The organism is Arthrobacter sp. SDR-2R (assembly GCF_057747955.1).
In genome coordinates this window covers 1620573-1647299 of sequence record NZ_CM173231.1, presented here as the reverse complement: position 1 = coordinate 1647299, position 26727 = coordinate 1620573, and the positions used below count along the sequence as shown (strand labels likewise).

23 protein-coding genes are annotated in these 26727 nt (G+C 67.9%); 8 read left to right on the top strand and 15 right to left on the bottom strand.

Going from position 1 to position 26727, the window contains the following annotated elements; all coding sequences use genetic code 11:
* Positions 1-30: 30 nt before the first annotated feature.
* From AC3ANU_RS07640 to AC3ANU_RS07595, 10 genes are all read right to left on the bottom strand, one after another.
* Positions 31-1593, bottom strand: a complete 1563-nt coding sequence (locus AC3ANU_RS07640; RefSeq protein ID WP_488315798.1) for an amino acid permease — start codon at positions 1591-1593, stop codon at positions 31-33.
* 176 nt (positions 1594-1769) lie between these two features.
* On the bottom strand, positions 1770-2177 hold the full coding sequence (locus AC3ANU_RS07635; protein WP_488315797.1) for a DUF779 domain-containing protein: 408 nt from the start codon (positions 2175-2177) through the stop codon (positions 1770-1772).
* The gene (gene adhP / locus AC3ANU_RS07630) at positions 2177-3199 is read right to left on the bottom strand and encodes an alcohol dehydrogenase AdhP (protein ID WP_026265728.1); all 1023 of its coding nucleotides are present in this window, start codon (positions 3197-3199) and stop codon (positions 2177-2179) included. Before adhP ends, AC3ANU_RS07635 begins: the two co-directional genes overlap by 1 nt.
* A gap of 44 nt (positions 3200-3243) precedes the next feature.
* Positions 3244-4767 (bottom strand): acetaldehyde dehydrogenase ExaC, encoded by a 1524-nt coding sequence (gene exaC / locus AC3ANU_RS07625; RefSeq protein WP_488315796.1) that lies wholly within the window; start codon positions 4765-4767, stop codon positions 3244-3246.
* A gap of 124 nt (positions 4768-4891) precedes the next feature.
* Entirely contained in the window at positions 4892-6253 is a 1362-nt protein-coding gene (locus AC3ANU_RS07620; RefSeq protein ID WP_056393038.1) for a helix-turn-helix domain-containing protein, read from the bottom strand.
* Positions 6254-6286: 33 nt separating this feature from the next.
* Positions 6287-7558, bottom strand: coding sequence for a glycosyltransferase (locus AC3ANU_RS07615; RefSeq protein ID WP_488315795.1), 1272 nt, complete (start codon positions 7556-7558; stop codon positions 6287-6289).
* Positions 7558-8163: a TetR/AcrR family transcriptional regulator gene (locus AC3ANU_RS07610; RefSeq protein ID WP_488315794.1), complete on the bottom strand. Its 606-nt coding sequence runs from the start codon at positions 8161-8163 to the stop codon at positions 7558-7560. Before AC3ANU_RS07610 ends, AC3ANU_RS07615 begins: the two co-directional genes overlap by 1 nt.
* A gap of 54 nt (positions 8164-8217) precedes the next feature.
* The gene (locus tag AC3ANU_RS07605; RefSeq protein ID WP_488315793.1) at positions 8218-8493 is read right to left on the bottom strand and encodes a DUF4304 domain-containing protein; all 276 of its coding nucleotides are present in this window, start codon (positions 8491-8493) and stop codon (positions 8218-8220) included.
* A gap of 82 nt (positions 8494-8575) precedes the next feature.
* Positions 8576-10003 (bottom strand): FAD-dependent oxidoreductase, encoded by a 1428-nt coding sequence (locus AC3ANU_RS07600; protein WP_488315956.1) that lies wholly within the window; start codon positions 10001-10003, stop codon positions 8576-8578.
* 75 nt (positions 10004-10078) lie between these two features.
* Positions 10079-11074 carry a DNA topoisomerase IB gene (locus AC3ANU_RS07595; protein WP_488315955.1) on the bottom strand — a complete coding sequence of 332 codons (996 nt, stop codon included), beginning with the start codon at positions 11072-11074 and terminating at the stop codon, positions 10079-10081.
* A 119-nt stretch (positions 11075-11193) separates the two neighbouring features.
* Between AC3ANU_RS07595 and rarD the strand changes: the two genes are divergently transcribed.
* Complete coding sequence (rarD, locus tag AC3ANU_RS07590; protein WP_478223068.1) at positions 11194-12198, top strand: EamA family transporter RarD; 1005 nt, start codon at positions 11194-11196, stop codon at positions 12196-12198.
* 78 nt (positions 12199-12276) lie between these two features.
* On the opposite strand, the gene gabT is transcribed toward rarD, so the two are convergent.
* Together gabT and AC3ANU_RS07580 are read right to left on the bottom strand one after the other, a co-directional pair.
* Complete coding sequence (gene gabT, locus AC3ANU_RS07585; protein WP_018769023.1) at positions 12277-13647, bottom strand: 4-aminobutyrate--2-oxoglutarate transaminase; 1371 nt, start codon at positions 13645-13647, stop codon at positions 12277-12279.
* 37 nt (positions 13648-13684) lie between these two features.
* The gene (locus tag AC3ANU_RS07580; protein WP_488315792.1) at positions 13685-15115 is read right to left on the bottom strand and encodes an aminobutyraldehyde dehydrogenase; all 1431 of its coding nucleotides are present in this window, start codon (positions 15113-15115) and stop codon (positions 13685-13687) included.
* Between the two features lie 168 nt (positions 15116-15283).
* On the opposite strand from AC3ANU_RS07580, the gene AC3ANU_RS07575 reads away from it, so the two are divergent.
* Entirely contained in the window at positions 15284-16720 is a 1437-nt protein-coding gene (locus tag AC3ANU_RS07575) for a PucR family transcriptional regulator (RefSeq protein WP_488315791.1), read from the top strand.
* 43 nt (positions 16721-16763) lie between these two features.
* Here the strand turns inward: AC3ANU_RS07575 and AC3ANU_RS07570 are convergent, their stop codons facing one another.
* Positions 16764-18359: a CYTH and CHAD domain-containing protein gene (locus AC3ANU_RS07570; RefSeq protein WP_488315790.1), complete on the bottom strand. Its 1596-nt coding sequence runs from the start codon at positions 18357-18359 to the stop codon at positions 16764-16766.
* A 136-nt stretch (positions 18360-18495) separates the two neighbouring features.
* On the opposite strand from AC3ANU_RS07570, the gene AC3ANU_RS07565 reads away from it, so the two are divergent.
* From AC3ANU_RS07565 to AC3ANU_RS07555, 3 genes are all read left to right on the top strand, one after another.
* On the top strand, positions 18496-19797 hold the full coding sequence (locus tag AC3ANU_RS07565) for an MFS transporter (protein WP_488315789.1): 1302 nt from the start codon (positions 18496-18498) through the stop codon (positions 19795-19797).
* A gap of 4 nt (positions 19798-19801) precedes the next feature.
* Positions 19802-20482, top strand: coding sequence for a FadR/GntR family transcriptional regulator (locus AC3ANU_RS07560; RefSeq protein ID WP_268001779.1), 681 nt, complete (start codon positions 19802-19804; stop codon positions 20480-20482).
* Positions 20483-20629: 147 nt separating this feature from the next.
* Positions 20630-21892, top strand: coding sequence for an AI-2E family transporter (locus tag AC3ANU_RS07555; RefSeq protein WP_488315788.1), 1263 nt, complete (start codon positions 20630-20632; stop codon positions 21890-21892).
* Between the two features lie 89 nt (positions 21893-21981).
* Here the strand turns inward: AC3ANU_RS07555 and AC3ANU_RS07550 are convergent, their stop codons facing one another.
* Positions 21982-22521: a hypothetical protein gene (locus tag AC3ANU_RS07550; RefSeq protein ID WP_018769016.1), complete on the bottom strand. Its 540-nt coding sequence runs from the start codon at positions 22519-22521 to the stop codon at positions 21982-21984.
* A gap of 160 nt (positions 22522-22681) precedes the next feature.
* On the opposite strand from AC3ANU_RS07550, the gene AC3ANU_RS07545 reads away from it, so the two are divergent.
* The 3 genes from AC3ANU_RS07545 to AC3ANU_RS07535 are packed head-to-tail and all read left to right on the top strand — an operon-like array spanning position 22682 to position 25091.
* On the top strand, positions 22682-22972 hold the full coding sequence (locus AC3ANU_RS07545; protein ID WP_026265726.1) for a hypothetical protein: 291 nt from the start codon (positions 22682-22684) through the stop codon (positions 22970-22972).
* Between the two features lie 3 nt (positions 22973-22975).
* Complete coding sequence (locus AC3ANU_RS07540) at positions 22976-23803, top strand: DUF1206 domain-containing protein (RefSeq protein ID WP_018769014.1); 828 nt, start codon at positions 22976-22978, stop codon at positions 23801-23803.
* 28 nt (positions 23804-23831) lie between these two features.
* Positions 23832-25091 carry an SRPBCC family protein gene (locus AC3ANU_RS07535; RefSeq protein WP_488315787.1) on the top strand — a complete coding sequence of 420 codons (1260 nt, stop codon included), beginning with the start codon at positions 23832-23834 and terminating at the stop codon, positions 25089-25091.
* Positions 25092-25163: 72 nt separating this feature from the next.
* Here the strand turns inward: AC3ANU_RS07535 and AC3ANU_RS07530 are convergent, their stop codons facing one another.
* Positions 25164-26630, bottom strand: coding sequence for an FAD-dependent oxidoreductase (locus AC3ANU_RS07530; protein WP_488315786.1), 1467 nt, complete (start codon positions 26628-26630; stop codon positions 25164-25166).
* Positions 26631-26727 lie beyond the last annotated feature (97 nt).

Sequence of the window (26727 nt, the reverse complement as noted above, 5' to 3'; positions counted from 1 at the left end):
GGGCAGTTCAGGAGGAGTGGTCGCGGGCCGTCAGGTGCGGCTCAGCTCATCCTCGTCGTCCCGTTCGGCGGCGGGGGCTGCAGCGGAACCCGCGGCCCCGTTGACGCTGGCGTTGGCCTCGGCGAAGCGCTCGTTGAGCCGGGAGTGCCGCTGTCCGTACGCGAAGTAGATCGCCAGGCCAATGACCAGCCAGACGGCAAAGAAGATCCAGGTCTCCACAGCGAGGTTGGTCATCAGGTACAGGCACAGCACCGCGGAGACAACCGGCAGTACCTTGCCGAACGGGACGCGGAAGGCGGGCTTCAGGTCCGGGCGCTTCCTGCGGAGCACCAGGATGCCCAGGCTGACCACCACGAACGCGGACAGCGTGCCGATGTTGATCATTTCCTCGAGCAGGTCCACGTTGGTCAGGCCTGCCACCAGGGCAACCGCGGCGCCGCAGATGATCTGGAGGCGCGCCGGGGTGGAACGCCTGTCGCTGGTCTTGGACAGCGACCGGGGCAGCAGTCCGTCGCGGCTCATGGCCAGCACCACGCGGGACAGGCCCATGAGGAGCACCATGATCACGGTGGTCAGGCCCACCAGGGAACCGAAGGCGATGACCTTGGCGGCGGACGTGTCGCCCACGGCCTCGAAGGCAGTGGTGAGGGTGGGGCTCTTGGCCTCGGCCAGCTGGGTGTAGGACACCATGCCGGTCAGGGCCAGGGACACGAGGATGTAGAGCAGCGTCACCAGGGCCAGGCCGCCAAAGATGCCGCGGGGCAGCGTCTTCTGCGGGTTCTTGACTTCCTCGGCGGAGGTTGCCACCACGTCGAATCCGATGAAGGCGAAGAACACCAGTGCGGCCCCGGCGAAGATGCCCATGGTGCCGTACTGGGCGGGCGCGGCACCGGTCAGGAAGCCGAAGAAGGACTGCTTCAGGACGTCCGCGGCGCCGGTGCCTGCCGTGGGCTGGGCGGCGGGAACGAACGGGCTGTAGTTCTCCAGCTTCACGTAGGTGAAGCCCACCACGATCACGAACAGCACCACGCCGATCTTGATCAGGGTGAAGATGTTGCCCACGCGGGCGGACAGCTTGGTGCCCAGCACCAGCAGCACGGTGAAGATGGCCACGATCAGGAAGGCGCCCCAGTAGAGGTCCACGCCGCCCAGCGAGAGGGCCGGCGGGATGTCGAGGCCCGTGAGGGCAAACACCTTGCTGAGGTAGATGCCCCAGTACTTGGCGATGACGGCGGCGGCCGTGAACAGCTCGAGGATCAGGTTCCAGCCGATGATCCAGGCAAGGAGTTCGCCCATGGTGGCGTAGGTGAAGACGTAGGCCGATCCGGCCACGGGGATGGCGGTGGCGAACTCTGCGTAGCACATGATGGCCAGCGCGCACGTGACGGCGGCGATGGCGAAGGAGACGGTGACGGCGGGGCCCGCGAAGTTGGCAGCGGCCTTGGCGCCCACCGAGAAGATACCGGCGCCCACAGCAACGGCGACGCCCATGATCATGAGGTCCCAGGTGCTGAGGGAACGCTTGAGTTTGCGCCCTGGCTCATCGGCGTCGGCAATCGACTGCTCGATGGATTTTGTCCGCAGAAGATTCATAAGGGGGGTCACAATCCTGGTTTGTGATGGAAACAGACCTATCAACGATAGTGTCCATCCACTGGACGGCCCCAATCGTCCCGAATAGTGAGACGGCCGCTGCGCCGAATATTCTTCCGCCAACGCACTCGGGGCCCTCCTAATGGAGAGCCCCGAGGCGTAAAGCGTCGAACTTGCTAGGCAGGCCAGTCCATCAGCGTTGACCGGATCAGGAAGCGTTTGCCCTCCGGCGCTTCCACCGAAAAGCCGCTCCCCCGGCCCGGTACAACGTCCACGGTCAGGTGGGTGTGGCTCCAGTAATTGAACTGTTCCCGGGACATCCAGAACTCCAGCGGAAGTGGCTGCAGGCCGTCGGACAGGTCGAACAGCCCCAGCAGGACGTCCGAGTCCCCCGTGATGAAGTCCCCTGCCGGGTAACACATGGGTGAGGACCCGTCGCAGCAGCCTCCGGACTGGTGGAACATGAGCGGTCCGTGCCGGTCCCAGAGCATCCGCAGCAGGTCCACGGCCGCCGGCGTGAGCGCCACCCGGGAATAGTCTTCCCCGGGCAGCGTCACGGCGGCGTCCATCCCGTGGTCCGGCATCAGAACCTCAGCACCACGCGGCCGTCGATCTTGGCGTGCTTCATCTCATCGAAGACGGCGTTGACCTCGGAGAGCTCCCGGACGGACACTGTGGGGCGGATCTTTCCCCTGGCGTAGAAATCCAGCGCTTCCTCAAGGTCCTGCCGGGTTCCGACGATGGAACCGCGGACCGTCAGCCCCTTGAGCACGATGTCGAAGATCGGCGCCGGAAAGTCCCCCGGAGGCAGTCCATTGAACACGATGGTGCCGCCCCTGCGGGCCATGCCAATGGCCTGTCCGAATGCTGACGGATGCACCGCCGTAACCAGCACCCCATGGCACCCTCCTGTTTCACGCTGGATCACCTCTACCGGATCTTCATGCAGCGCGTTGACGGTCACTTCCGCTCCGTGGGTCCTGGCCAGGGCCAACTTGTCGTCCGCGACGTCCACGGCGGCCACCCGCAGGCCCATGGCGACGGCGTACTGGACGGCGATGTGCCCCAGCCCTCCGATGCCGGAGATGGTGACCCACTGCCCCGGCCGGGTCTCGGTCATCTTCAGGCCCTTGTAGACGGTGACGCCGGCACACAGTACCGGCGCCACCTCGACGGGGTCGGATCCCGCCGGTATGCGCGCCGCGAAGCGTGAGTCCACGAGCATGTACTCCCCGAAGGACCCGTCCACCGTGTAGCCGCCGTTCTGCTGGGCCTCGCAGAGGGTCTCCCAGCCGGTGCGGCAGTACTGGCAGTCACCGCAGGCGGACCACAGCCAGGCGTTGCCCACCACGTCTCCGATGCGGAGGTCGGTGACGCCTTCACCCAGTGCCACCACCTCCCCCACGCCCTCGTGGCCGGGAACGAACGGCGGGGCGGGTTTGACCGGCCAGTCCCCTTCTGCTGCGTGGAGGTCGGTGTGGCATACGCCGGTGGTCAAGACTTTGACCAGTGCCTGGCCGGGCCCGGGTACCGGCATGGCGACGTCCTGGACGGACAGGTCGGCACCGAATTTGGTTACTACTGCTGCTTGCATTGTCGTCGTCATTGGCGAAATCCTTGCGTCGTTGTGGCGGGGGAGGTAGTGCTGGCCTAGAAGAAGCCCAGCTTGCTTTCGTCGTAGCTGACCAGCAGGTTCTTGGTCTGCTGGTAGTGGTCAAGCATCATGGCGTGGTTTTCACGGCCGATGCCCGAGGACTTGTAGCCACCGAAGGCGGCACCCGCCGGGTAGGCGTGGTAGTTGTTGACCCAGACACGGCCGGCCTGGATTTCCCGGCCGGCGCGGTAGGCCACGTTGCCGTTGCGGGACCAGACACCGGCGCCCAGCCCGTAGAGGGTGTCGTTGGCGATGCCCATGGCGTCGTTGTAGTCGCTGAACTTGGTCACCGCCACCACGGGCCCGAAGATCTCCTCCTGGAAGATCCGCATCCGGTTGTGGCCCTCAAACACGGTGGGCTGGACGTAGAAGCCACCCGCCAAATCGCCTGGGAGTTCGGCGCGGGCGCCGCCGGTGAGGATCCTGGCGCCTTCCTGCTTTCCGATGTCAATGTAGGACAGGATCTTCTCCAACTGGTCGTTGGAGGCCTGTGCACCAACCTGCGTATCGGTGTCCAGCGGGTTGCCCTGGACCATCTTTTCCACCCGGGCCACGGCGTCCGCCATGAAGGAGTCGTAGATGTCCTCCTGGACCAGCGCCCGGGACGGGCAGGTGCAGACTTCGCCCTGGTTGAAGGCGAACAGCGCGAAACCTTCCTGGGCCTTGTCGTAGAACGCGTCGTTCTCCTGGGCAACGTCGTTGAAGAAGATGTTGGGGCTCTTGCCGCCCAGTTCCAGGGTGACGGGGATGAGGTTCTGGCTGGCGTACTGGCTGATCAGCCGGCCGGTGGTGGTTTCGCCGGTGAACGCTATCTTCCGGATCCGGGAGCTGGAGGCCAGCGGCTTGCCGGCCTCCACGCCGAAGCCGTTGACCACGTTCAGGACGCCGGCGGGCAGCAGGTCCCCGATGAGTTCCACCAGCACCAGGATGGAGCTTGGCGTCTGTTCGGCGGGCTTGAGCACCACCGTGTTTCCGGCGGCGAGCGCGGGTGCCAGCTTCCAGACGGCCATGAGGATGGGGAAGTTCCAGGGAATGATCTGGCCCACCACGCCGAGCGGTTCGTGGAAGTGGTATGCGGTGGTGTTCTCGTCCAGCTGGGAGAGGCTGCCTTCCTGGGCACGGATGGCTGAGGCGAAGTAGCGGAAGTGGTCCGCCGCCAGCGGCAGGTCCGCATTGAGGGTTTCCCGGACCGGCTTGCCGTTGTCCCAGGTTTCGGCGACGGCGAGCATTTCCAGGTTTTCGTCGATGCGGTCGGCGATCCTGTTCAGGATGGCGGCACGTTCCGCTGCTGAGGTCTTGCCCCAGGACGGTGCCGCCTTGTGCGCCGCGTCCAGCGCCAGTTCGATGTCCTCGGCCGTGCCGCGGGCCACCTGGCAGAACGCCTTGCCCGTCACCGGAGTGATGTTGTCGAAGTATTGCCCCTTCACGGGGGCCACCCATTCGCCGCCGATCCAGTTTTCGTAACGGTCCTTGAAGGTGACCTTCGAACCGTCGGTTCCCGGCTGTGCGTAAACGGTCATGTGCTTAGCTCCTTTGCTGTGCAGAAGGCGGGCCCCAGGGGCCGTTCGCCGTTGGAGACAGCGTAGGAGTTGGCAGGTTGCAGCCAGGTTGCAGGTCTGTGGCCGGTGTCACAGGGGGGCGTTGTCAGGCGCGCAGTTCGGCTTCCAGCCGTTCCAGGTCGGCCACGACGGCGGCCCGCTTGGGTGAGCGCGGCGGCAGGAGGCGGAGCGCGGCGCGGCGGATTCCGACGTCGTCACTTGCCTCGGGAAGCGCGGCGTACTTGAGCAGGGACTCGGCACTTCCATCCGTGAGGACGGCCTCCCGGAGCAGGGACGAGACCCTGTTCCTCAGCTCGATGATGCCGGGCGCCTCGGAGCGCGGGAGCACGCCGCCGCGGTAAATCTCCAGGGCAATCCGGTGTGCACCGCGCTGCAGGCAACTAAGCACCTGGCCGGTGTCCGGCACCAGGTCGACAGGCAGCCGGTAGGGGCGCGAGCCGGGAACAGCGTCCGGGGAAAGCTGTTGGATGACCTTGCGCAGGCGGACCATCTCGGCGCGCAGCGTCATGGTAGGGCCGTCCCCGGGATACAGCAGGGAGCTGAGTTCCTCCGCGGTGAGCCCGTCCGGGTGGGTGCTGAGCAGGGCCAGGATCTCGCTGTGCCGGGCGGACAGCGAAACCGTCCTGCCGCCCAGGCTGAGCAGCGCCTGGTCGCGGCCCAGCAGCTGCAGGCTGTTCCGGTAGAGGCTGCCTTCCTTGGCACCCTGGCCCTGCCTGCCGGCGGACGCCGGGGACCGCCGTCGTACGGGCTTCCTGGCCAGCTCCGCCGCGCGCTGCAGGCGCTCCACCCGCAGCTGCGCCTGCGCGGCCGCCACGGTGGCTTCCACCAGCGACAGCGTATGCGGCGCCACCGCGGTGGCTGTCCCGGTGATGTCCACGACGCCCAGCACGGCGCCTGAATCGGGGTCGTGGAAGGGGACGGCGGTGCAGCTCCAGGGATGGACGGCCCGCTGGTAGTGCTCGGCGCCGGCGATCTGGATCCCCTTGCCCAGGGCCAGGGCCGTTCCCGGGGCACTGGTGCCAACACTGGCCTCGGACCAGTCGGCACCGGGGACGAACATCATGCCTTCGGCGCGGCGCTGGAGCGTGGGGTCGCCGTCCACCCACAGGAGCCTGCCCACCTCATCGCCTACGGCCACCAGGAGGCCGCTGTCATGGCTGGGCTGGACCAGGAGTTTGTTGATGACCGGCATGATCGCTGCCAGGGGGTGCTGCCGGCGGTAGTCCTCCAGCTCGTCCCAGTCGAAGGCAAGCGGCGCGGCCGCATTGTCAGGATTGGCTTTGAAGCCGGCGGACCGTAGCCACGATTCCCTGATGAGTTTGCGCAGGCCGGGGATTTCGGGCGTGGCATCGCCCAGGCCCGGCATCTCTGGAATGGCACCGTCCAGGCGCTCGTGACCGGCCAGCGCGGCGCGCTGGCGCGGTTCAGGCTGGAGCAGGTTCGTCATCGAACTCCCGGAAAGTGCAGGCTTCTGGCGCGGCTAGTCTAGCCGTACCAGTTCCTCCAGCGCATCCACTCCTGCCACTGCTCCACCCGCGGCAGCGTAGCCCTCCGCAACCCGCCGCGCCCCCGGCGCCTTGGTCCGGGCCTGGTGGACGGCGGCGCGGAGCCTTTCCGGGGTGAGGTGCTTCCGGCTCAGCCGCACCCCGGCGTCGGCGGCCACCACCCTCGCCGCCACCTCGTGCTGGTCCCTGCCGAACGGAACCACCACCACGGGCACCCCTTTGGCGAGCGCCTTCTGCGTCGCCCCCATGCCGCCGTGCGTGATGGCGACGGCGGCGCGGTCAAGGACGGGGCCGTGCGGCACGAAGTGTTCCAGCCGGGCATTGGCCGGGACGGACGCAAAGGCTTCGGCGCCGGATGCCCGGTGCGCCCCGGCGGACCCGGTGTCCGCTGCCGGCAGGGTGGCCACCACGGTGAAGGGTTCAGCGGCCAGGCCGGCCAGCGCCGCCCGTACCAGGGCTTCGTCGGCCTGGTATTCGGAGGATGTGGTCACCAGGACCACGGGGTCCTGGCCATCCCCGAGCCAGGAGGGAGGCTCCGCGGGCGGTTCCCAGCCGAGCGCGCCGATCATCCGCACGTCCGGCCCCCAGTCCGGATGGGGATACTCGAACGGCTGCGACGTGGCCACAAGCATCAGCGGCGCGGTGCGGAACATCTCGTCCGCACCGCTGACGGGTGGCAGTTGGCCGGCGGACAGCTCCGCCCGCAGCGCGTTGATGTGCGGCAGCATCAGCTTTTCCACGGCGCCGGTCACCAGGCGGCGGGCCAGTGCATCACGGGCCCTCCCCAGTGGGCCGGACATGGGGGCAAGCCCGGGTCCGAACGGCGGCGTTCCCCTCGACTGGAGCGGCGGAGTGTAGGGGCTGAAGGTGGCCCACGGCAGCCCCGAGGATTCGGCCTGGATGCGGGCTCCCCAGGCGTTGATGTCGATGAGCATCAGGTCCGGGCGAACGTCATCAATGGCCTGCTGCAGGTCCGGGGCGTCGAACCGGGCGCGGGCCGTGAAGGTCTCCACGCTGGAAGCCAGGGCCGCCTTCGCGTTGTTGGCGCGGTAGTCAGTGGCCTCGACCGCAAGTATCCGGTCATCCACCGGTCCGGCATGGAACCCCGCCTCCATGAGCAGCGGGACCTGCCGGCGCAGGGTACGGACGTGGACACCATGGCCGCGGGCCTTCAGCTCCTGGAGCAGCGGGACCATGGGGAAAAGATGGCCGATGGCGGGAGAGGTGTAGGCAAGGACGGTGGACATCAGGGCCTCCGGATGAAGGGTTCCAGCATTTCGAGCAGGCAGTGGGCCACGTGGTCGCGGTTGAGCCCGGCATCGAGGCGCAGCAGCTTCCAGGTGTAGACGTCGCAGAGGGCGACGAACTGGGCAAGGCGGCGCTTCCGCTCTACCCCGTCCGGCAGGAAGTCATCTGCGAGGAAGGGCGCGAAGACGCGTTCGCACCACTGCCGGTGGAGCTGCCGGCCGCCTTCGGTGATCTCTGCGAGGACAGGGGACGTTTCCTCCTCGGCCAGCATCTTCAGGGCCAGGGCGCCGGTGGTTTCGTAGTGTTCCAGGAGATTGTCGACGGCGGCGGGTACGTCGCCGGGAGGAGCGGCACCGCGCTGGCCGGCAACCTCCGCTGACGCGAATTCCGCCGTGGCGTGGATCAGGCCCGGGCGGTCGCCGAAGCGGCGGATGACGGTCTGGACGGTCACCCCGGCCCGTTCAGCAACGGCGTTCAGCGTCACGCCGGCGAGCGGCCCCTCCATGAAGAGGTCCAGCGTTGCCTGCAGGATCCGGCGCCCGGTTGCGGCGGCAGAGGCCGCACGCTTCCGGGAGTCGTAGGCACGGGTTCCCGCCATATTCATGTTAATTAGACTAACTTGAATACGGCTCTGCGGCCAGAGGTCACAGGGCCAGGTTTACAACCAGGGCCCGCCCGACCCATCAGATGGCCCCTTCACGGCCAGCGCCTCCAGCTGCCCGTCCGCGCTTCCAACAAGCAGTGAGAGGCGGCTGCGAACGTGGGAGGCCTGCGCTTTGGGGGTTTTCGCCTCTCCCAGAGGGCGCAGCCACAGTGCAATGTTCACGTAGTACTGCAGTCCATACTGCGATTTCTGCAATTCGGCCACAGTGATCACGTCATCGGTGTCGCGGTACCAGGATCCGCTGTGCTTCGAGAATCCCGCACCCTTCATGAACCCGTCAAAAGTGGTTTGAATGACGTTCCTGCTGATGGCCCTCCCTAAGTAACCACCTGTTGGCGGAGTGCGGCCGGAGTCAGCCGCGGGAGATGCGGATCATGTCCTCGCGCGGCACCACTTTGATCCGTTCGCGCACCACGTGGTCCAGGCCTTCGGGTCCGGTCCAAGCGGCCCCGAGTCCAGCCTCATGGGCGTCGAGCTTGTTCCACCCTTCCCAGGTGGTGTATTCGATACCGCGTTCCTCGAGCAAGTCGATGATGGCCTGCGGGTCCGGGTTTTGTGCAGCGGGGAGGTTCGGCCGGTCCTCCAGCAGGAAGCCGATGGTCTCCAGCGCATCGCCCTTGGTGTGGCCGATGAGCCCGACGGGTCCGCGCTTGATCCAGCCCGTAGTGTAGATGCCCGGGACGGGGTTCCCGTCGGCATCCAGGACGCGTCCGCCCTCATTGGGGATGACGCCGCGCTTGGCGTCATACTCCAGTTCGTCCAGGGCGGAGCCGTGATAGCCGATGGCCCGGTAGACAGCCTGGACGGGGTATTCGACGTACTCCCCGGTGCCCTTGGCGTTGCCGGTCCCGTCCAGCTGCATGCGCTCAAACTTGATGCCGCCCACCCTGCCCGTGCCGTCGTCGAGCACTTCCACGGGGCTGTGCAGGAAGTGCAGGTGCAGCCTGCGGGAGGAGGGGCTCTCCGACTCCGCGTGCTCCTCAACCAGCCAATTAGTGAGCGTGTTCACCATGGTCTTGACCTGGTTGTTGCTGCGGATGGCCTCATCCGAGGCCTCGTCGAATTCAAAGTCCTCCGGATACAGGACGATGTCCACGTCGTCCATATGGCTGAGCTCGCGCAGTTCCAGCGGGGTGAATTTAACCTGGGCCGGTCCGCGGCGGCCGAAAACGTGGACGTCCGTGACGGGCGAGGACTTCAGGCCCTGGTAGACGTTGTCCGGAATCTCGGTGCTCAGCAGCTCCTCGGGGTGCTTGACCAGCATGCGGGCCACATCCAGGGCCACGTTGCCGTTGCCGATGACGGCGATTTCCCTGGCCTCGAGCGGCCATTCCCGGGGAACATCGGGGTGCCCGTCGTACCAGGACACGAAGTCGGCGCCGCCGAAGGAGCCCTGGAGGTTGATACCGGGAATATCCAGGTCCGCGTCCTTCACGGCGCCCGTGGAAAAGATCACGGCATCATAGAAGGCCCGGAAATCGTGCAGGGTAAGGTCCCGGCCGTAGGTCACGTTGCCCAGGAACCGGATGTCCCCGCGGTCCAGGACCTTGTGCAGGGCGTTCACGATGCCCTTGATGCGGGGGTGGTCCGGGGCCACGCCGTAACGGATCAGTCCGTAGGGCGCGGGGTAGGCCTCGAAGAGGTCGATGCTGACCTGGAAGTCGCCGTCCTTCACCCCGCTGGACTTGGTGAGGATGTCCGCAGCATAGACTCCTGCCGGTCCTGCGCCGACGATGGCGACGCGGAGGGGACGGTTGGCGGTTTCGCTCTTGTTGGACACCGGGAGCCCTTCTGAACTGGTCCTGCTCACGTTTCATGAGACTGCGCCGCGTCATGCAGCGCACAGTCCCCCATTCTAGTTGGCGGCCAGGGCCACCACCTTGCCTTCGCGGTACAGGAGTGCCCGGAGTTCGGCCTCCGCCGAGTCCAGGCGCTTTGGATCGATGGTTTCGCCGTCATGGAAGTGGTCCAGGACGCGGGGGTCCACGTAGCTCTTCCGGGCGATGGAGGGTGTGTTGCCCAGCGTCTCCGCGGCCTCGTGCATGGCCCGGCTGATGGCCCGTTTCCGTTTGGCCGCCGTGCGCTGGGGGCCGGTCCGGGCAAGGCTTGCCGCCGCGGCCACCGTCCCGCGAAGGGTGCGGAAATCCTTGGCGGTGAAGTCCGATCCGGTCCGCTCCTTCACGTAGGCGTTGATGTCCGCGCTGGTGACCGGACGCCAGGTCCTGCCCTCCTTGTAGGCCAGGAGCCGGGCGTTGGGCCCGCGGCGCTTGAGGAGGCGCAGCACGACGGCGAGGTCCGGGTCGCGGATCTCCGATTCCCAGTCCTTGCCGCTCTTGCCCGGGAAGCGCAGCAGGATGTGGTCCTTGCGGACCTGGACGTGGGCGCACAGCAGGGTGGCCAGCCCCCGGCTGCCGTTTTCGTTGGTGTAGCGTTCGGATCCGACGCGCAGGGATCCGCTGTCCAGCATCCGGAACGCGGCCGCCAGGACCCGCTCGCGCGTGAAGCCATCGCTGCGCAGGTCCATGGTGACCATGCGGCGTGCCGCGGGCAGCGATTCGGCCAGCTGGAGGGACCGGTCGAACTTCACCCGGTCCTTACGCTCACGCCACTCCGGGTGGTAGATGTACTGGCGACGGCCCACCGCGTCCACCCCGGTGGCCTGGATGTGGCCGTTCTCAAACGGGGCAATCCAGACGTCCGTCCACGCGGGCGGGATGCCGATGCTCTCCAGCCGGTCACGGACGGGACCGGGCGGCAGGGTGGAGCCGTCCAGGTCCCGGTAACTGAAGCCTTTGCCTGCCGGTACCCTGCGGTAGCCGCGGCCCGAGGCGTTGCTGCGCCGGAGCCTCATGGGGCCGGCTGCGGGGTACGGGCACATGTCATGAAAGAAAGCCTACTGACTATTTTCCGGTTTTCCCGCCTGCCTCCCGGAATACCTGCCCGCGGGCTGCTGTTATGGAGAGCGTGCCCATGCCAGAAGGAACCCCCGTAGCCACCTCCCCCACGTCACGCTCCACGGCAGGTGATGCGGTGCCCGCGGGTCCCAAGGCAGTCGCCGGGGATTCGACGGCGGGAATGCTGTTCGGCATCGGCGCGTACGTTTTGTGGGGGCTGCTCCCGCTGTACTTCTTCATCCTGATGCCGGCCGGCGCCGTCGAGATCGTGGCCAACCGCGTGGTGTGGTCGCTCCTGTTCTGCGCCCTCCTGATTACGGTCACCCGGGCGTGGGGGGTGCTGACTGCGGCGCTGAAGGACCGCCGCGTGTTTGGTTCCCTGGCGCTGGCTGCTTTCCTGATCGCCATCAACTGGCTGACCTATACCTACGGCGTGACCACCGGGCAGGCGGTGGAAACGTCACTGGGCTACTTCATCAACCCGCTGGTCTCGGTGCTCCTCGGCGTGCTGGTCCTGAAGGAGAAGCTGCGTCCGCTCCAGTGGGCCGCGGTGGGCGTGGGCTTCGTGGCCGTGGGCGTCCTCACCTACTCCTACGGGAAGTTGCCGTGGATTGCGCTGACGCTGGCGTTCAGCTTCGGCCTGTATGGCTTCGTCAAGAACCGGGTGGGGTCGAGGGTGGACGCCATCACCAGCCTCAGCGTGGAGACCATGGTGCTGGCACCGCTGGCCGCCGTGGCCATGGTGGTCCTGGCCGCGAACGGCAGCTCCACGCTGACTTCCCAGGGGCCCGGGCACTTCTGGCTGCTGCTGGCGTCCGGCGTGATCACCGCCGTTCCGCTGCTCTTCTTCGGCGCCTCCGCGCGGCGGCTGCCCATGACCACCATCGGGCTGCTGCAGTACTTTGCCCCCGTGCTGCAGTTCCTGGTGGCGCTGCTGGTGTTCCGGGAGGCCATGACCGTGGAGCGCTGGATGGGGTTCGGGGTGGTGTGGCTGGCACTGCTCCTGCTGACCCTGGACATGCTGCGGACGGCGCGCAGGAACTCGGTGGCCCGCCGGGCAGCGCTCCGCCAGGCCGCCTAGATAGCGTCCGATGACAAAGAAGGTGGGCTCCCAACCGGGAGCCCACCTTCTTTGCGTTGCCGGAGGGAGTCGTTCCGGTTAGGCGTTGGCCTTGATGGCGGCGGCGAGGACATCCAGGCCGTCGTTCAGCAGTTCGTCGGTGATGACCAGCGGCGGCAGCAGGCGGATGACGTTGCCGTAGGTGCCGCAGGTGAGGATGATGACGCCTTCCTTGAGGCAGGCGGCGGCAACAGCCTTGGTCAGTTCCGGGTTCGGCTCCTTGGACCCTGCCTGGACAAGTTCGACGGCGAGCATGGCGCCGCGGCCGCGGACGTCGCCGATCACGGCGGTGCCGGAGCCGGCCAGTTCAGTCTGCAGGCCGCGGAGCCGGCCCAGCGCGAGTTCCTCGATGTGGCGGGCACGGCCGTTCAGGTCGTACTCCTCCATGGAGCCGATGGAGGCCAGCGCCGCGGCGCAGGCCACCGGGTTGCCGCCGTAGGTGCCGCCCAGGCCGCCGGGGTGGACGGCGTCCAGCAGGTCGGCGCGGCCGGTGATGGCGGACAGCGGCATGCCGCCGGCGATGCCCTTGGCCATGGTGATGATGTCCGGGACGACGCCCTCGTGGTTCACTGCGAACCATTCGCCCGTGCGGCAGAAGCCGGACTGGACCTCGTCCGCGATGAAGACGATGCCCTTTTCCTTGGCCCAGGCGGCCAGCGCGGGCAGGAACCCCTCGGCGGGAACGATGAAGCCGCCCTCGCCCTGGATGGGCTCGATGATGATCGCGGCCACCTGGTCGCCGCCGATCTGCTTCTCGATCATGGTGATGGCACGCTTGGCGGCCTCGGCACCGGTGATGGAGGGGTTTTCCTCGCGGTACGGGTAGCTCATGGGCATGCGGTAGACCTCGGGAGCGAACGGTCCGAAGTTGGTCTTGTACGGCATGGCCTTGGCGGTCAGCGCCATGGTCAGGTTGGTGCGGCCGTGGTAGGCGTGGTCAAAGGCGACGACGGCGTCCCGGCCGGTTGCCAGGCGGGCCACCTTGACGGCGTTTTCCACTGCTTCCGCGCCGGAGTTGAAGAGGACGGTGCGCTTTTCGTGGTCGCCCGGGGTGAGGCGGTTCAGCTGCTCGGCGACCGCCACGTAGCCTTCGTACGGGGTGACCATGAAGCAGGTGTGGGTGAAGTGCTCCACCGCTTCCTTGACGGCGCCGACGACGGCGGGATCGGACGCTCCCACGCTGGTCACGGCGATGCCCGAGCCGAGGTCGATGAAGGAGTTGCCGTCGACGTCGTGGATGATGCCGCCGTCGGCGTCTGCAACGTAGACCGGGACGCTGGAGGCGACGCCGGCAGCCACCACGGACTTGCGGCGTTCGGTCAGTGCCACGGACTTGGGGCCCGGGAAGTCGGCCTGGACGTTGCGCTTCTGCTCCAGGCGGTAGGTGATGTCTGATGCGGTGGTGGTCATGGGAAGGCCTTTCTTTGAAGCCTGGCGGTGGGTGGTTTTACGCGTCGAGGGCGGACATCACGTGCTTGATGCGCGTGTAGTCCTCCACGCCGTACATGGAGAGGTCCTTGCCGTAGCCGGACTGCTTGAAGCCGCCGTGCGGCATTTCGGCGGTGAGCAGGATGTGGGTGTTGATCCAGACGGCGCCGAAGTCCAGGTCGCGGCTCAGCCGCATGGCGGTGCCGTGGTTGGTGGTCCAGACACTGGAGGCCAGGGCGTAGTCCACGTCATTGGCCATGGCCACTGCCTCTTCTTCGGTGCTGAACTTCTGCACCGTGATGACCGGGCCGAAGGTTTCCTTCTGCACCACGTCGTCGGTCTGCTTTGCTCCGGTGATGATGGTGGGTTCGAAGAAGTAGCCCTTCTCCCCCGCGCGGTGGCCGCCGGTTTCGATCCGGCAGTTGGCCGGCAGGTTCTCCACCACCGACGTGACGGCGTTGAAGTGGTTCACGTTGTTCAGGGGGCCGAAGTAGTTGTCTTCGTCGTTCTGCGAGCCGGTGTGCAGGGTCCTGGTGTGCTCCACCATGGCGGCCACGACGTCGTCGTGCACGGACTCCTCCACCAGCACGCGGGTGATGGCGGTGCAGTCCTGGCCGGCGTTGAAGAAGGCGAACTCGGCGATGGCCGCGGCGCTCTTCTTGATGTCGGCGTCCTTGAACACGATGGCCGGCGCCTTGCCGCCGAGCTCAAGGTGTGCACGCTTCAGGCCCTTTGCGGCACCGGAGGCAACGGCGATGCCGGCGCGCACGGAACCGGTGATGGACACCAGGCCGGGGACCTTATGCTCCACCATCATGGCGCCTGTTTCGCCGGTGCCGAGCACCACGTTCAGCACGCCGGCCGGGAAGATGCCGCCGGCCAGGCGTGCCAGGACCAGGGTTGATTCGGGGGTGGTGTCCGACGGTTTCAGGACCACGGTGTTGCCGGCCGCGAGCGCGGGGCCGATCTTCCAGATCGCCATCAGGAACGGGTAGTTCCAGGGCGCCACCTGGGCCACCACGCCGATGGGTTCGCGGCGGACGTAGGAGGTGTGGCCCTCGAAGTACTCGCCCGCGGACTTGCCTTCCATGATGCGGGCGGCGCCGGCGAAGAAGCGGAGCTGGTCGGCGCCGGCAGCCACTTCCTCGGAGGCGATCAGGGAGCGGACCTGGCCGGTGTTGCGGTGCTGGGCTTCGACGAGCTCGTCGCTGTTGGCCTCGATGGCGTCGGCGAGCTTGAGCAGCAGCCGCTGGCGCTGGCCCGGGGTGACATGCTTCCAGGTCCTGAAGGCGTCCTTGGCAGCCGCCATGGCGGCATCGACGTCCGCCTGCACGGAAACGGGGGCCTGCGCCACCACGTCGCCGTTGGTGGGGTTGACCACGTCCAGCAGGGTGGTGCCGGCGGGGGTGACGAACTTCCCGTTGATGAAGTTCTGCAAGGTTTGGACCACGGTGTGCAACCTCTTTCGTAAGGGCCATCGGCGGCCGGGCGGAGACCACGACGGATGGATGGAACTGCCTTGAGCCTATGCCAGCGCCCAAGCGGGGTGAATAGCCACCTGCACACCCTTGCCAAAGAGGTTTAGTGCGGTTGCCCAGCTCACGTTTATCCTTGCTTCATGGCCATTTCCCTTGCTGCCCTGGTGGGCGTGTCCTCCCTGAAGCTGTCCAAGGCGGGCGTGGCGGAGACTACCTGGAACCAGGACATCAACTGGGTTGCCGTCACGGAGCTGGAGGATCCCCAGCGGTTCCTCAACGGCGGCGAGCTGGTCCTCACCACCGGCCTGCGGCTGCGTTCCGCCCCTGAGCAGCGCCGTTTTGTCCGCCAGGTGCAGCGCGCCGGCGCGGTGGGCATCGGTTTCGGCGTGGGCCTTTCGCATGAGGCGGTGCCGCCGGCCCTCCTGGCGGAGGCCAACCGCTGGGGCCTGCCCGTGGTGGAGGTGCCGTACGAGACCCCCTTCATTGCCATCACCAAGCTGGTGGCGGACGCCCAGTCGGCGGACCACTACGCCAAGCTGGAACGGCTGATCGCAGGGCACCAGGTGCTGGCGCGGGCGCTGCTGACCGGCGGCGGACTTTCCGAGCTGTTGAAGAACCTGGGGGGCATGCTGCGTACCGACATCGCGCTCACGCAGTTCACGGCGCAGCTGTACAACAGCAGCACCGCCAGCCCGTCGGCGGAGACCTGGTCCAGCTATCCCGTCCCTACCGGGCGGCGCGATGCGTGCACGCTGTGGGTGCGCCAGCCGTTCGAGGACACAGGGATCATTGGCTACGCGCAGAACCTGATCAGCGTGGAGCTGAACAACATGGTCAAGCAGCGGCAGGCCCAGCGTGCCCTCTGCGGCCAGGTGCTGGAAGACGTGATCCACGGCGCGCTGGAGACCAGCGAGGCGCAGCGCCGCCTGGCCGGCGTGGGCGTGAACAGCACCCGCAAGAACGTGGTGCTGCTCGCTGTTTCGGCCGCCCATGGCAAGGCCCTGGGGAGCACCTCGGTGCCGCTGGAACTGGAAAAGGCCGTTGCCGCCGTCGTGGGCAAGGACCTGGTACTGGTGGTCAATGACGACGGCGGGAGGGCGCCGGCGCTGGCACGGAAGCTCAGCGACCACCTCGCCGAAGCCGGGATCCACGCCACGATCGGCATCGGCGGGGCGTACACCAAGCCGAACGGCCTGCGCTGGAGCTACTTCGAGGCCCGGGACGCCGCCAGCCACGGCCTGCCCGTCAACGAACCCGAGCGGCTCAGCCTGACGTCGCTGCTGCTGGCCAGCGAGGATGTGCCGCTGGCGGATATGGCCCACGAATCACTGAACCCCCTGCGGTCCTTCGATGCCGCACACGGCTCTGAGCTGATGGCCACGCTGGAGAGCTACCTGAACAACAACGGCTCGGTGGCCGCGGTGGCGGAGGAGCTCACGCTGCACCGCAACACCGTCCGCTACCGGCTGGCCCAGATCACCGAACTGACGGGGTACGACCCCGCCGTCACCGCCGACCGGGTGCAGCTGTGGCTCGCCCTGGCCGTGGCCCGGTTGTCGGCCCGCCAGGGCCGGTAGGCAGGGAGGCGGAAAAGGGGGCCGGCAGCGCCCTGCTGCCGGGTCAGATGACGCCGTGCCCCAACAGGTCGCGGGATTTCTTCCAGGCCTTCCGGAAGCCGGCCCGGGCTGCCAGCATCCGTTCTTCCTGCCGGCTGAGCAGGTGGGCATAGATGCCTGCGGCGGCCGCGTCGGTGTTGTCGGCGGCGACACCGGCAAGCAGGTCACGGGCCACTGCGGCGTCCTGGAACCTGCCCAGGATCTTTTGCTGCCGGCGGGCGGCCTTTGCCACCTTGCCCGCACGCTTGCCATGCACCAGCGCGGCTGATTCGGCCACGTGGCGCAGCCGCTTGGCGTCCTTGCGGACACGGTGGAGGGCAAGTTCCTGTTCCCTGCCGCGCCGTGCCCCCTTGGCAGCCTTGCGTGAGCGGCGCAGCCGTTTGGCGGCCTTGTCCACCGCCTTTGCCGCCGCCCGCCGGCCGGGCGTAACCGCTTCGGCCCGCACCGGTGGGTTGTCCCGGAAGTCCTCGAGCTTGTCCAGGAGCCGGAAGTAGCGCTCCGTTCCCAGGGCTTCGCGCAGGAGCCGGTACACGTCGTCGTAATCGGCGGCCGTGCGCTGTTCCAGCCCTGCCGTTGCTCCCGCAACACCGTCCCCGGGCGGCAGCCCGGCCAGCTCTCCGCGGAGCTGCTCCCGCAGGACTTCAGCGTCGCGCGGCCGGCCCAGCAGCTGGCCCAGCCACTTCAGCTCGCTCCGCAGCTTGCGCACCGGCGACGCCCGGTACAGCCTCCCGTAGGCGCCCAGGACCGAGCGGATCCGGCGCGTTGCCGAGCGCATGGCATGGACCGCCTCCGGCTCCTCGCCCCGGACAGCGGCGTCGGTGGCAAGGATCTGCTCAATCTGCGCCCCCACGTACACGGTGACGACGGCGGCTGCGGGGGCGCGCTTTCCGGCCAGCAGCGCCGGGCTGCCTTCGTCGCCGGCGGGGCCGGCGGCGTCCCCGCTGCCGGGGGACCGCGTTCCGGCCGCCTTGCCCGGCCCCAGTGCGCGGGCCAGCTTGGAGGCGTGGCCTGCGGGGCGGGCGCCGGCAGCGGCAAGCAGTTCCTCCACCGGGCCAAAGAGGCCTGGGTCGCCGTGGACCAGTTCCAGTTCCCACTCGCGCCACTGCTGCCGGGTGGCTTCGGCCCCATCCTGCAGCCGTTCGGCGGTGACCTGGTCGTCGGCGAGGTCGGCGAGGTGCACGCCGTCGTCACCGTACAGGGGGTAGGTGGTGCGCCGCGTGTGCAGTCTGACCACCGGCACCGGGACGGCACCCCTGAGGTAGGCATGCAGGTGGGTGAGCAGGGCGTCCGGGACCACGTCCGGGCGGCCCAGGGGTGCGTGCAGTTCCGTGCGTTGCTGCGGGCCTTCCCCGGCTGCGGCGGCGGCCTGGGGTGGCAGCTTCAGGTGCCACCCGGCGTCCTTCCCGCCCGTGCGCCGGCGGAGGGTGATGCGCCGGGCGGCGAGGGAATGCTTTGGCGTGTCGAAGTAGACCGCTTCAAGGAGATCGGTATGCGGCTTGCCCGTGCGGGCCACCCCTGCCGCCTGCTCCAATGCAGGCACTGCGGCGCCAGTGTCGACGTCGTATTTTTTCTCGATCTCGAGTCCCTGGGAAGCCTCCACAGCCGTCCTTCCGCACCACCTGGTCCGCGCCAGGCCCTCCGACAGTCCGTTGGCAGTCTATTGCAGCGGCGCCGGACCGGGAGAGGTTGGCCACAAAAGCGCAAACATCAAACGTCTAACCTTTAGTGTGGAGTGTATGTCCGCCACTCCCCCCGCCTCCCCGCCCGCAAGCATCCAGGCGCCCGCCGCAGCCCCGGTCGCGCCGGCACCCGGCATGGCGCCTGCCAAGCCACGCTCCGCCCTCGTGTTCGGTGTCATTGCGTTGGTGCTGATCGGGCTGAACCTCCGCGCGGGCATCACCGGGGCGTCAGCCCTGCTGCACGACCTCCAGTCGGTACTGGGCTACGGGGCGTTGGTGGCGGCCATCATTCCGTCGATTCCCACACTCTGCTTCGCGGTGGCCGGCGCCGCGACGTCCTGGCTCAGCGGCAAGGTGGGTGTGGAGAAAGCCATCCTGCTGTCCCTGGCCCTGCTGGCCGGCGGCCTGTTGCTGCGCGGCATCCCCGCCACCGGCATGCTCGTGGCCGGCAGCGTGGTGGGCATGTCCGGACTGGCCATCTGCAACGTGGCCATGCCGTCCTTCATCCGCGAGCACTTCGCCTCCCGCACCTCGCTCATGACCGCCGTCTACACCGTGACCATGACCACCGGCGGCACCCTGACCTCCGTCTTGGTCGTACCCCTGGCCCAAGCCCTCGGATCCCCGTCCGCCGCGGTGGGCGCCGTCGGCATCGCTGCCGTGGCCGCCTTCCTGGGGTTCCTGCCCGTGGCACTGCACGCGCACCGCAACGCCGCCCCGGCCACGGGCCTGCGCGTGTCCCCCTGGCCGCTGTTGCGGACCCGCAAAGGTCAACTCCTCACCGCGATCTTCGCCCTTCAGGCCCTGCTCGCGTACGCCCTGCTCAGCTGGTTTCCCTACATGCTCACCACCATGGGCCTGAGCGCCTCGGACAGCGGACTGATGTTCGGGCTCATGCAGCTGGTCTCCGTTCCGGCGGGCATGGTGCTGATCGCCATCGGCTCCCGCCCGCGGATGCTGCGCCCGGCGTTCTACCTGGTGAGCATCACCATGGCCGTGGGAATCCTGGCGCTCCTGGTCCTCCCCGTGGGGCTGGCGGCCGTGCCCGCCGTCCTGCTGGGCTTTGGCCTGGGCATCTTCCCGCTGGTGATGGTCATGATCAGCCGCAGCGGCACCAGCACCGCCGAAACCACTGCACTGTCCACGCTGGCCCAGTCGTCGGGTTACCTGCTGGCCACGGTGGGCCCGTTCGGCATGGGCCTGCTGCACAGCGCCACGGGCGGCTGGATCCTGCCGCTGGTGCTGCTGCTGGCACTGGCCCTGGTACAGATTGTGGTATCCCACCTGATTACCGGCCGCGCCATGACCGGAAAGCCCGCAGGGGCAGCTCCGGTCCGGGCTGCGGATGGAAGGAAGTAACGCCATGTCCCTGAGCCCGTCAGTCCGGCCGCCGCTCGCCGCCGAAGTCACGGCCAAGCTGCGCGGGATGGTCCACTCCGGCGAGTGGGCCCTGAACCAGCGCATCCCGCCCGAACCGGAACTCATGGCCCGGCTCGGCGTCTCCCGCGGGACCCTCCGTGAAGCGGTCAAGGCCCTTGCCCACGGCGGCATGCTGGAGGTCCGGCGCGGGGACGGCACCTATGTGCGCGCCACAAGCGAGATGTCCGGCGCCGCGCAGCGGATGTACCAGGACCACACCGAGCAGCACATCCTTGAGGTGCGGCTGGGCCTGGACACCCAGGCGGCCCGGCTGGCCGCCCGCAATGCCACGGACGACGACGTCACGGCCCTGCGTGCCCTGCTCGCCAACCGGGACCAGGCTTGGAACAACGGGGACGTCGAAGCCTGGGCGGACGCCGACTGGCACTTCCACGAAGGCATCGCCCGGGCGTCCGGGAACCCGCTGCTGCACGAGCTCTACGCCAGCTTCGGAACCGCGTTCCACCAGGATCTCCTCACACAGCAGCGCCGGCCCGGCTTCAACGGGCTTCCGCGGGACGGCCACGAGACGCTGCTCGCTGCGATCGAGCGGCGCGATGAGGACGCTGCCGTCGCCACGGTGAACCGGAACCTGAACTCCTGCGCGGAGTGGCTGGCCGAGTAGTCCCGGCGGCACACCCTGCGGGGAAGGGCCCGCTCCGGGGTTTCCGCACCCCCCAAACCATCAGTAGGCTTACCATCTGACGAAGGTTGTTCTGCCCTGCGCCGCATCCCGTGGCGCAGGGCACCCTCCGGACGATGAGGAGTACCCATGGCGCGATCAACACGCCTTAGTGATCAAGAGCTGGGCAACGAGCCCCTCCGGCAGGCGCAGGACGGTGCAGCGGCTGCCGATGGGGCACATGCCGATGCCGGGCGGCCGGGCGGTGCAGCCCGCCAGGGTCAGCGCCCAGGCACCATCGGGAAAGCATCGGGCTCCAGGCCGCCGGGCGCGCTCTGGTCTGACGGCCTGGGCAGGGCAGGCACCCGCGCAGCCCAGGTTCTGCTGGTTGTGCTGGTAGTCGCCGTCTCCGTCTTCGCGCTGATGCAGGTCAAGCTCCTGGTGATCCCCGCCCTGATCGCCCTGATCCTGGCAGCAGCGATCGGCCCGTTCGTGAACATGCTCCGCCGCCGCGGGATACCGGGTGGTCTGGCCACCGGCATGGCGTTCGTGGCGCTGCTGGTGATCCTGGCCGGCGTGTCCACCGTCATCTATTTCTCCGTCCGGAACCAGTGGGGCGAACTGGCGGCGCAGGCCTCCTCCGGCCTCGACGAGCTGGAGCAGTTCCTGCTGACGGGGCCCATCCCCATCGAGCAGGAACAGCTCAACCAGGCACGGGAGGCGGTGGTTCAGTTTGCCACCAGCAGCCAGGTCCGCTCCGGCGCGGTCACCGGGCTGTCCGTGGTGACCGAATTTATTGCCGGGGCCAGCCTCATGGTGGTCATCCTGTTCTTCTTCCTCAAGGACGGCGCCAAGATCTGGGACTTCTTCCTCCGCCCCTTCTCCGGCCAGCGTGAAGCCAAGCTGCGCCGGTCCGGACGCCGCACGCTCGAGGTTTTGGGCGGCTACGTCCGCGGCACAGCGATCGTGGCCCTGGTGGATACCGTGGCCATCGGTGCGGCGCTGCTGATCATGCAGGTACCGCTGGCCATTCCGCTGGCCATCATCGTCTTCATTACCGCCTTCATCCCGCTGGTGGGGGCAACGGTCGCAGGCATCCTGGCCGCCCTCGTGGCGCTTGTTGCCAACGGGCCGGTGGTGGCCCTCATTGTGGTGGCCGTCGTCGTCGCGGTCAACCAGCTGGAGGGCGACCTCCTGCAGCCGGTCGTCATGGGCAAGTCACTTCAGCTCCATGCCCTGGTGATCCTCATGGCATTGACTGCCGGCACCATCCTGACCGGGATCGTGGGCGCGGTCCTGTCCGTGCCGCTGGCGGCGGTGGCCTGGGCCATCATCCAAGTGTGGACAGCCGAGGACCCGGACCTGAAGGACATGAACCCGGACCTGCCCCCGGCCAATACGCAACCGGTCTAGCGGACTCCGCCCCAAGCACCCCGGACACGGCAGCGGCCCGGCACTTACGTGCCGGGCCGCCGTCGTCAGCTTCTTACTGCGTGTCCGCCCTACTCGCCGCGGAGGCCTGCAAAGACGTTCTTGGGCCGCTGCATCTCGCCGTGCTTGGCGCCGAGGATGATCACCAGGGCTGCGAAGCCGGGGATGGCCCACTGCAGGAGCTTGAGCTGCTGCTGGGCCGTCTTCAATTCGTCCGAGGCCGCGCCGTGCGGCTCCGTTGCGCCTTCGGCGCCTTCACCGGCAAGCTTTTCCACCTTCTTGCCCAGGATGCCCGAGTACAGGGTCACCGCGGCGCCCACCACGGTGACCGCCGTCTTGATGACGGTGTCGCGGGCCACGCCCTCCTGCTTGGCGATGCGGCCCTTGTTCTCCCAGGCGATGGCGAGGTCCGCCACCAGGTGGGAGGCGAAAGCCGCCGTCTGGAACGGCGCCCACTTCATCCAGCCGGCACTGGAAAGCCGGGTGCGCTCGGCGGGGTCCTTGGCCTGGGCCGCCGCGCCGTTGAGTCCGATGGCGCCCATGAGTGATCCGCCAAACCATGCTGCCGCGGTCAGGTCGTGAACTGAACGGGCAATGAGGTTTCCTGCCATGATGTGCGTTCCTAACGTTGTGAACTGGTTCCGGGTTTTGCCGCTGTGCAGCGGACTTCGCTTGCCTGTTCCATCGAGGTATGGTGCGCCCATGGTAAGCACACTTACTAATATTACGAAACCCCGTCCCGGGCGGGGGCAACCGCGTAATATCGTCGCCATGGGAAAAACAGGAACATTGTTCGGCTGGGCCTTCGGGGACCCCGCCCGTGAAAGTGACGGCGGCTACGTGGACGGCCTGCAGCGCGAGGCGCTCAGGAATGCGCGGGAAACCGCCAAAGCCAAGGGCGTGGAGGCGGTCACCGGGTCCGAGGTGTTCACCGTCCTCAGCGCGGACGATTCCCTGGTGGAACTGGACAACGCCCCGGGCCAGCTGGTGGTCCGCTGCACCGTGCACGTGGAGGGACCGGGCGCGGAGAAGCTGAGGGCCGAAGGGCCCATGAACGGCTGAACCATGTCCGACGGCGATTCCACCCTCAGCCAGGCAGCAGACGCTGTCGAGGAGGCGTCCAACCACAAGGCCCTGGACGTCCTGGCCCGCACCGGATTTGCCGTCATGGCGGTGCTGCACATCATCGTTGGGGCCATCGCCGTTGCCATCGCCCTCGGCCATCCGGGCGATGCCGAACCCACCGGCGCCATCGCCCAGCTCGCGGACAACCCGTGGGGACCCGTGGTCATGTGGGGGTGCGTGGCGGCCTGCCTGGGCCTTGCCCTGTGGCAGGCCAGCGAAGCGACGTTGCGCGCACGGAGCCTGGCCCGCAAGGAACGGCTGGCCAAGCTGGTCTCCTCGGGATTCCTGGCCATCGCATACGGCAGTGTGGGCCTTACGTTCGCGGGCTTCGCCCTGGGCCAGCGCAGCGACTCGGGAGACAACACCCGGGACTTCAGTGCCAGCTTGATGGCCAACCCCCTGGGGCCGTGGGTCCTGGTGGCGCTGGGGCTGACCATCCTGGGCATCGGCATCTACTTCATCGTCAAGGGAATCCGTCGCGGCTTCAAGGAGGAGCTTTTCCACTTCGACGGCACCCGGCGCGGCAGGCTTATCGACAGCCTGGGCGTCACCGGCCATGTGGCCAAAGGGATAGCGCTGGACCTCACGGGCCTGTTGTTCGTGATCGCCGCGGCCAAGCACCGGCCCGAGGAATCCACCGGCCTGGACGGCAGCCTCAAGGCCCTGCAGCACCACCCGTTCGGGCCCACCCTCCTGGTGGCCATTGGCGCCGGCTTCATCGCTTACGGGATCTTCGCGCTGATCCGGGCCCGGTTCGGGCGCATGTAGTCCGCCGCTTTATGGGTAGGAAGGAAGTATGACCCAGCAGCCGCGCGTTCTTTCCACCGTCACCGGGAGTGCCGGGCAGGCCTTTGCCGCCCTCTTCCGGCTCCTCAAACTCGCGCGGCCGGACCGGCCCATCCACCCCCAGGGCCTGGGCCTGGCCGGACAGCTCACCAGGACCGGCAACCCCGCGCAGCCCAGCGGCATCGACTGGCTCGATTCCCCGGGGACCGACCAGGTGGTGGCCCGCTTTTCACGGTCCCTGGGCCTGCCGCAGGCGCTGCCGGACATCCTGGGCCTGGCGCTCCGGGTTTCGCCGACCAGTGCTTCCGCCGGTTCCTCGACCCCTGCCGCTGCCTCCGGTACCAACCCCGCGGACGTCCTGTTTGCCTCCACCGGCTGGGGACTGCCGGGCAGGTTCCTCCTGATGCCGCGGCTGGACATTGCGGGAGCCACCCTGACCACGCTGATGCCGTACCGCGGCCGGACGGGCCCGGTGCTGTTGGGACTGCGGACGCTGAACCTGCCTTCGGGGTCGCCGGCCTCCGGCGAATGGGTGCTGGGACTGTCCTGGGCCAGACCCGGAGGGCCGTGGCGGGCGTGCGGTGAACTGCGGCTGAACGCGGGTGCGGACCCCGCGGACATCCCGCTGCGTTTCGACCCCCTTGAGAACCAGCCGCCGGGCGCCCGGACGTACGCCTGGACCCGCCGCCTGCGGAAGCCGTCCTACCGGGCCGCACGGCGGCCCGCACCTCCCGCCGTCGGACACTTGAAGGACCCCGGACACCCGGCGGGGTCCGCCGAAGCACCCCACCAAAGCATGACCGGAACCGGAAGGAACTCCATGTCCACCGTCTCGCAGCTGTTCACCTCCCCCGCGGCCGACGTCTGGCGGGTCATCGCCGACGGCTGGCTGTATTCCGGCTGGGTGGTGGGCGCATCCCGGATCAGGGACGTGGACGCCGAATGGCCCCGGCAGGGTTCCCGGCTGCACCACTCCGTGGGCGCCTGGCCGCTGGTGATTGATGACAGCACCAGCGTGGCGGCCGTCGAGCCAGGCCGCTCGCTGGAACTGGTGGCGCGGGGCTGGCCGATGGGCGAGGCCAAGGTGGAGATCACGCTGGAGGACCGGGGCGACCAGTGCCTGGTGACCATCGCCGAGGATGCCATCCGCGGGCCCGGCAGGCTGATGCCGAAATTCCTGCGGGACCCGTTGATTTCGGCGCGGAACCGGGAGACCCTGCGGCGCCTGGAGCTGATGGCCGTTGGCGGCGCTGGTAAGCAACAGGATTAGGGCATATTAAAGCAGGAACCGCGGGACCAATGGCCCCGCGGTTCCTGTCTGATGGTGCGTTGAATCCGTGCGTTAGACCTGCGCGGCCACACCGTCGCGGGAGATGTCCACCATGTCCTCGCGCGGCACCACCTTGATGCGCTCACGCTTGACCTCCACGCCGTGCGATCCCCCGGCCTCAGTGGCAGCTGCACCCAGTGCGAGTTCGTGCGCGTCCAGCGCCAGCCAGCCTTCCCAGCTGGTGAACTTCACGCCGCGTGCGTCGAGGAGTTCGGTGACGGCGTCCTCCTCCGGTGCCGAAGCGACGGGAAGGTTTTCGCGGTCTTCCAGCAGGTAGGTGACGGTCTCCAGGGCGTCGCCCTTGGTGTGGCCGATGAGGCCGACCGGCCCGCGCTTGATCCAGCCGGTGGCGTAGATGCCCGGCACGTGGTTGCCGTCGGAGTCCAGGACGCGGCCGCCGTCGTTCACCACAACGCCCTTCTTGTGGTCGAACTCCACGTCCGGGAGGGCGGAACCAAAGTAGCCGATGGCGCGGTAGACGGCCTGGACCGGGTAGTCCACGTACTCGCCGGTGCCGCGGGCGTTGCCGGTGCCGTCCAGCTCGGTGCGCTCAAACTTGATGCCGGCCACCTTGCCCGGGGTCTCGGCGTCGTCATAGATCTCCACCGGGCTGTGCAGGAAGTGCAGGTGCAGGCGGCGGGACGCCTTGAGCTCGGAGACGTCCTCGGGCTGCTCGGCAATCCAGTTGGTGAGGGTGCCCACCATGGTCTTGGTCTGGTTGTTGGTCTGGATCTGGCGGTCCGATTCCTCGTCGAACTCGAAGTCCTCCGGGTACAGGATGATGTCCACGCCCTTGGAGTGGGACAGCTCGCGCAGCTCCAGCGGGGTGAACTTGACCTGGGCGGGTCCGCGGCGGCCGAAGACGTGCACGTCGGTGACCGGGGAAGCCTTCAAGCCCGCGTAGACGTTGTCCGGGATCTCGGTGGTGAGGAGGTCGTCGGCATGCTTGGACAGCACGCGGGCCACGTCCAGGGCCACGTTGCCGTTGCCGATCACCGCGATTTCCTTGGCCTCGAGCGGCCATTCGCGCGGGACATCGGGGTGGCCGTCGTACCAGGAGACGAAGTCGGCGCCGCCGAACGAGCCCTCCAGCTCGATGCCGGGGATGTTCAGGTCCGCGTCCTTGATGGCGCCGGTGGCGAAGATGACGGCGTCGTAGTGGGTCCGGAGGTCCTCGATGGTGAGGTCCGTGCCGTAGTCCACGTTGCCGAAGAAGCGGATGTCGCCGCGGTCCAGCACCTTGTGCAGGGCGTTCACGATGCCCTTGATGCGGGGGTGGTCCGGGGCCACGCCGTAGCGGATGAGGCCGTAGGGTGCCGGGTAGCGGTCAAAGAGGTCGATGCTGACGGTCAGCTCGCCGCTTTTGACGGCTTCGCTCTTGGTGAGGATGTCAGCGGCGTAGACGCCGGCCGGGCCGGAGCCCACGACGGCGACGCGCAGCGGACGCGCAGCAGTTCCTACGGTGGTGCTGGATGACACGGCTGTGTTCCTTTTCTTCGTTCCGGCCCAACTGGCTCGCATTTGTTGTCGTTTTGACGGCTCAGAACGACAACAACTGCCAGTCAGTTGGGTGGGG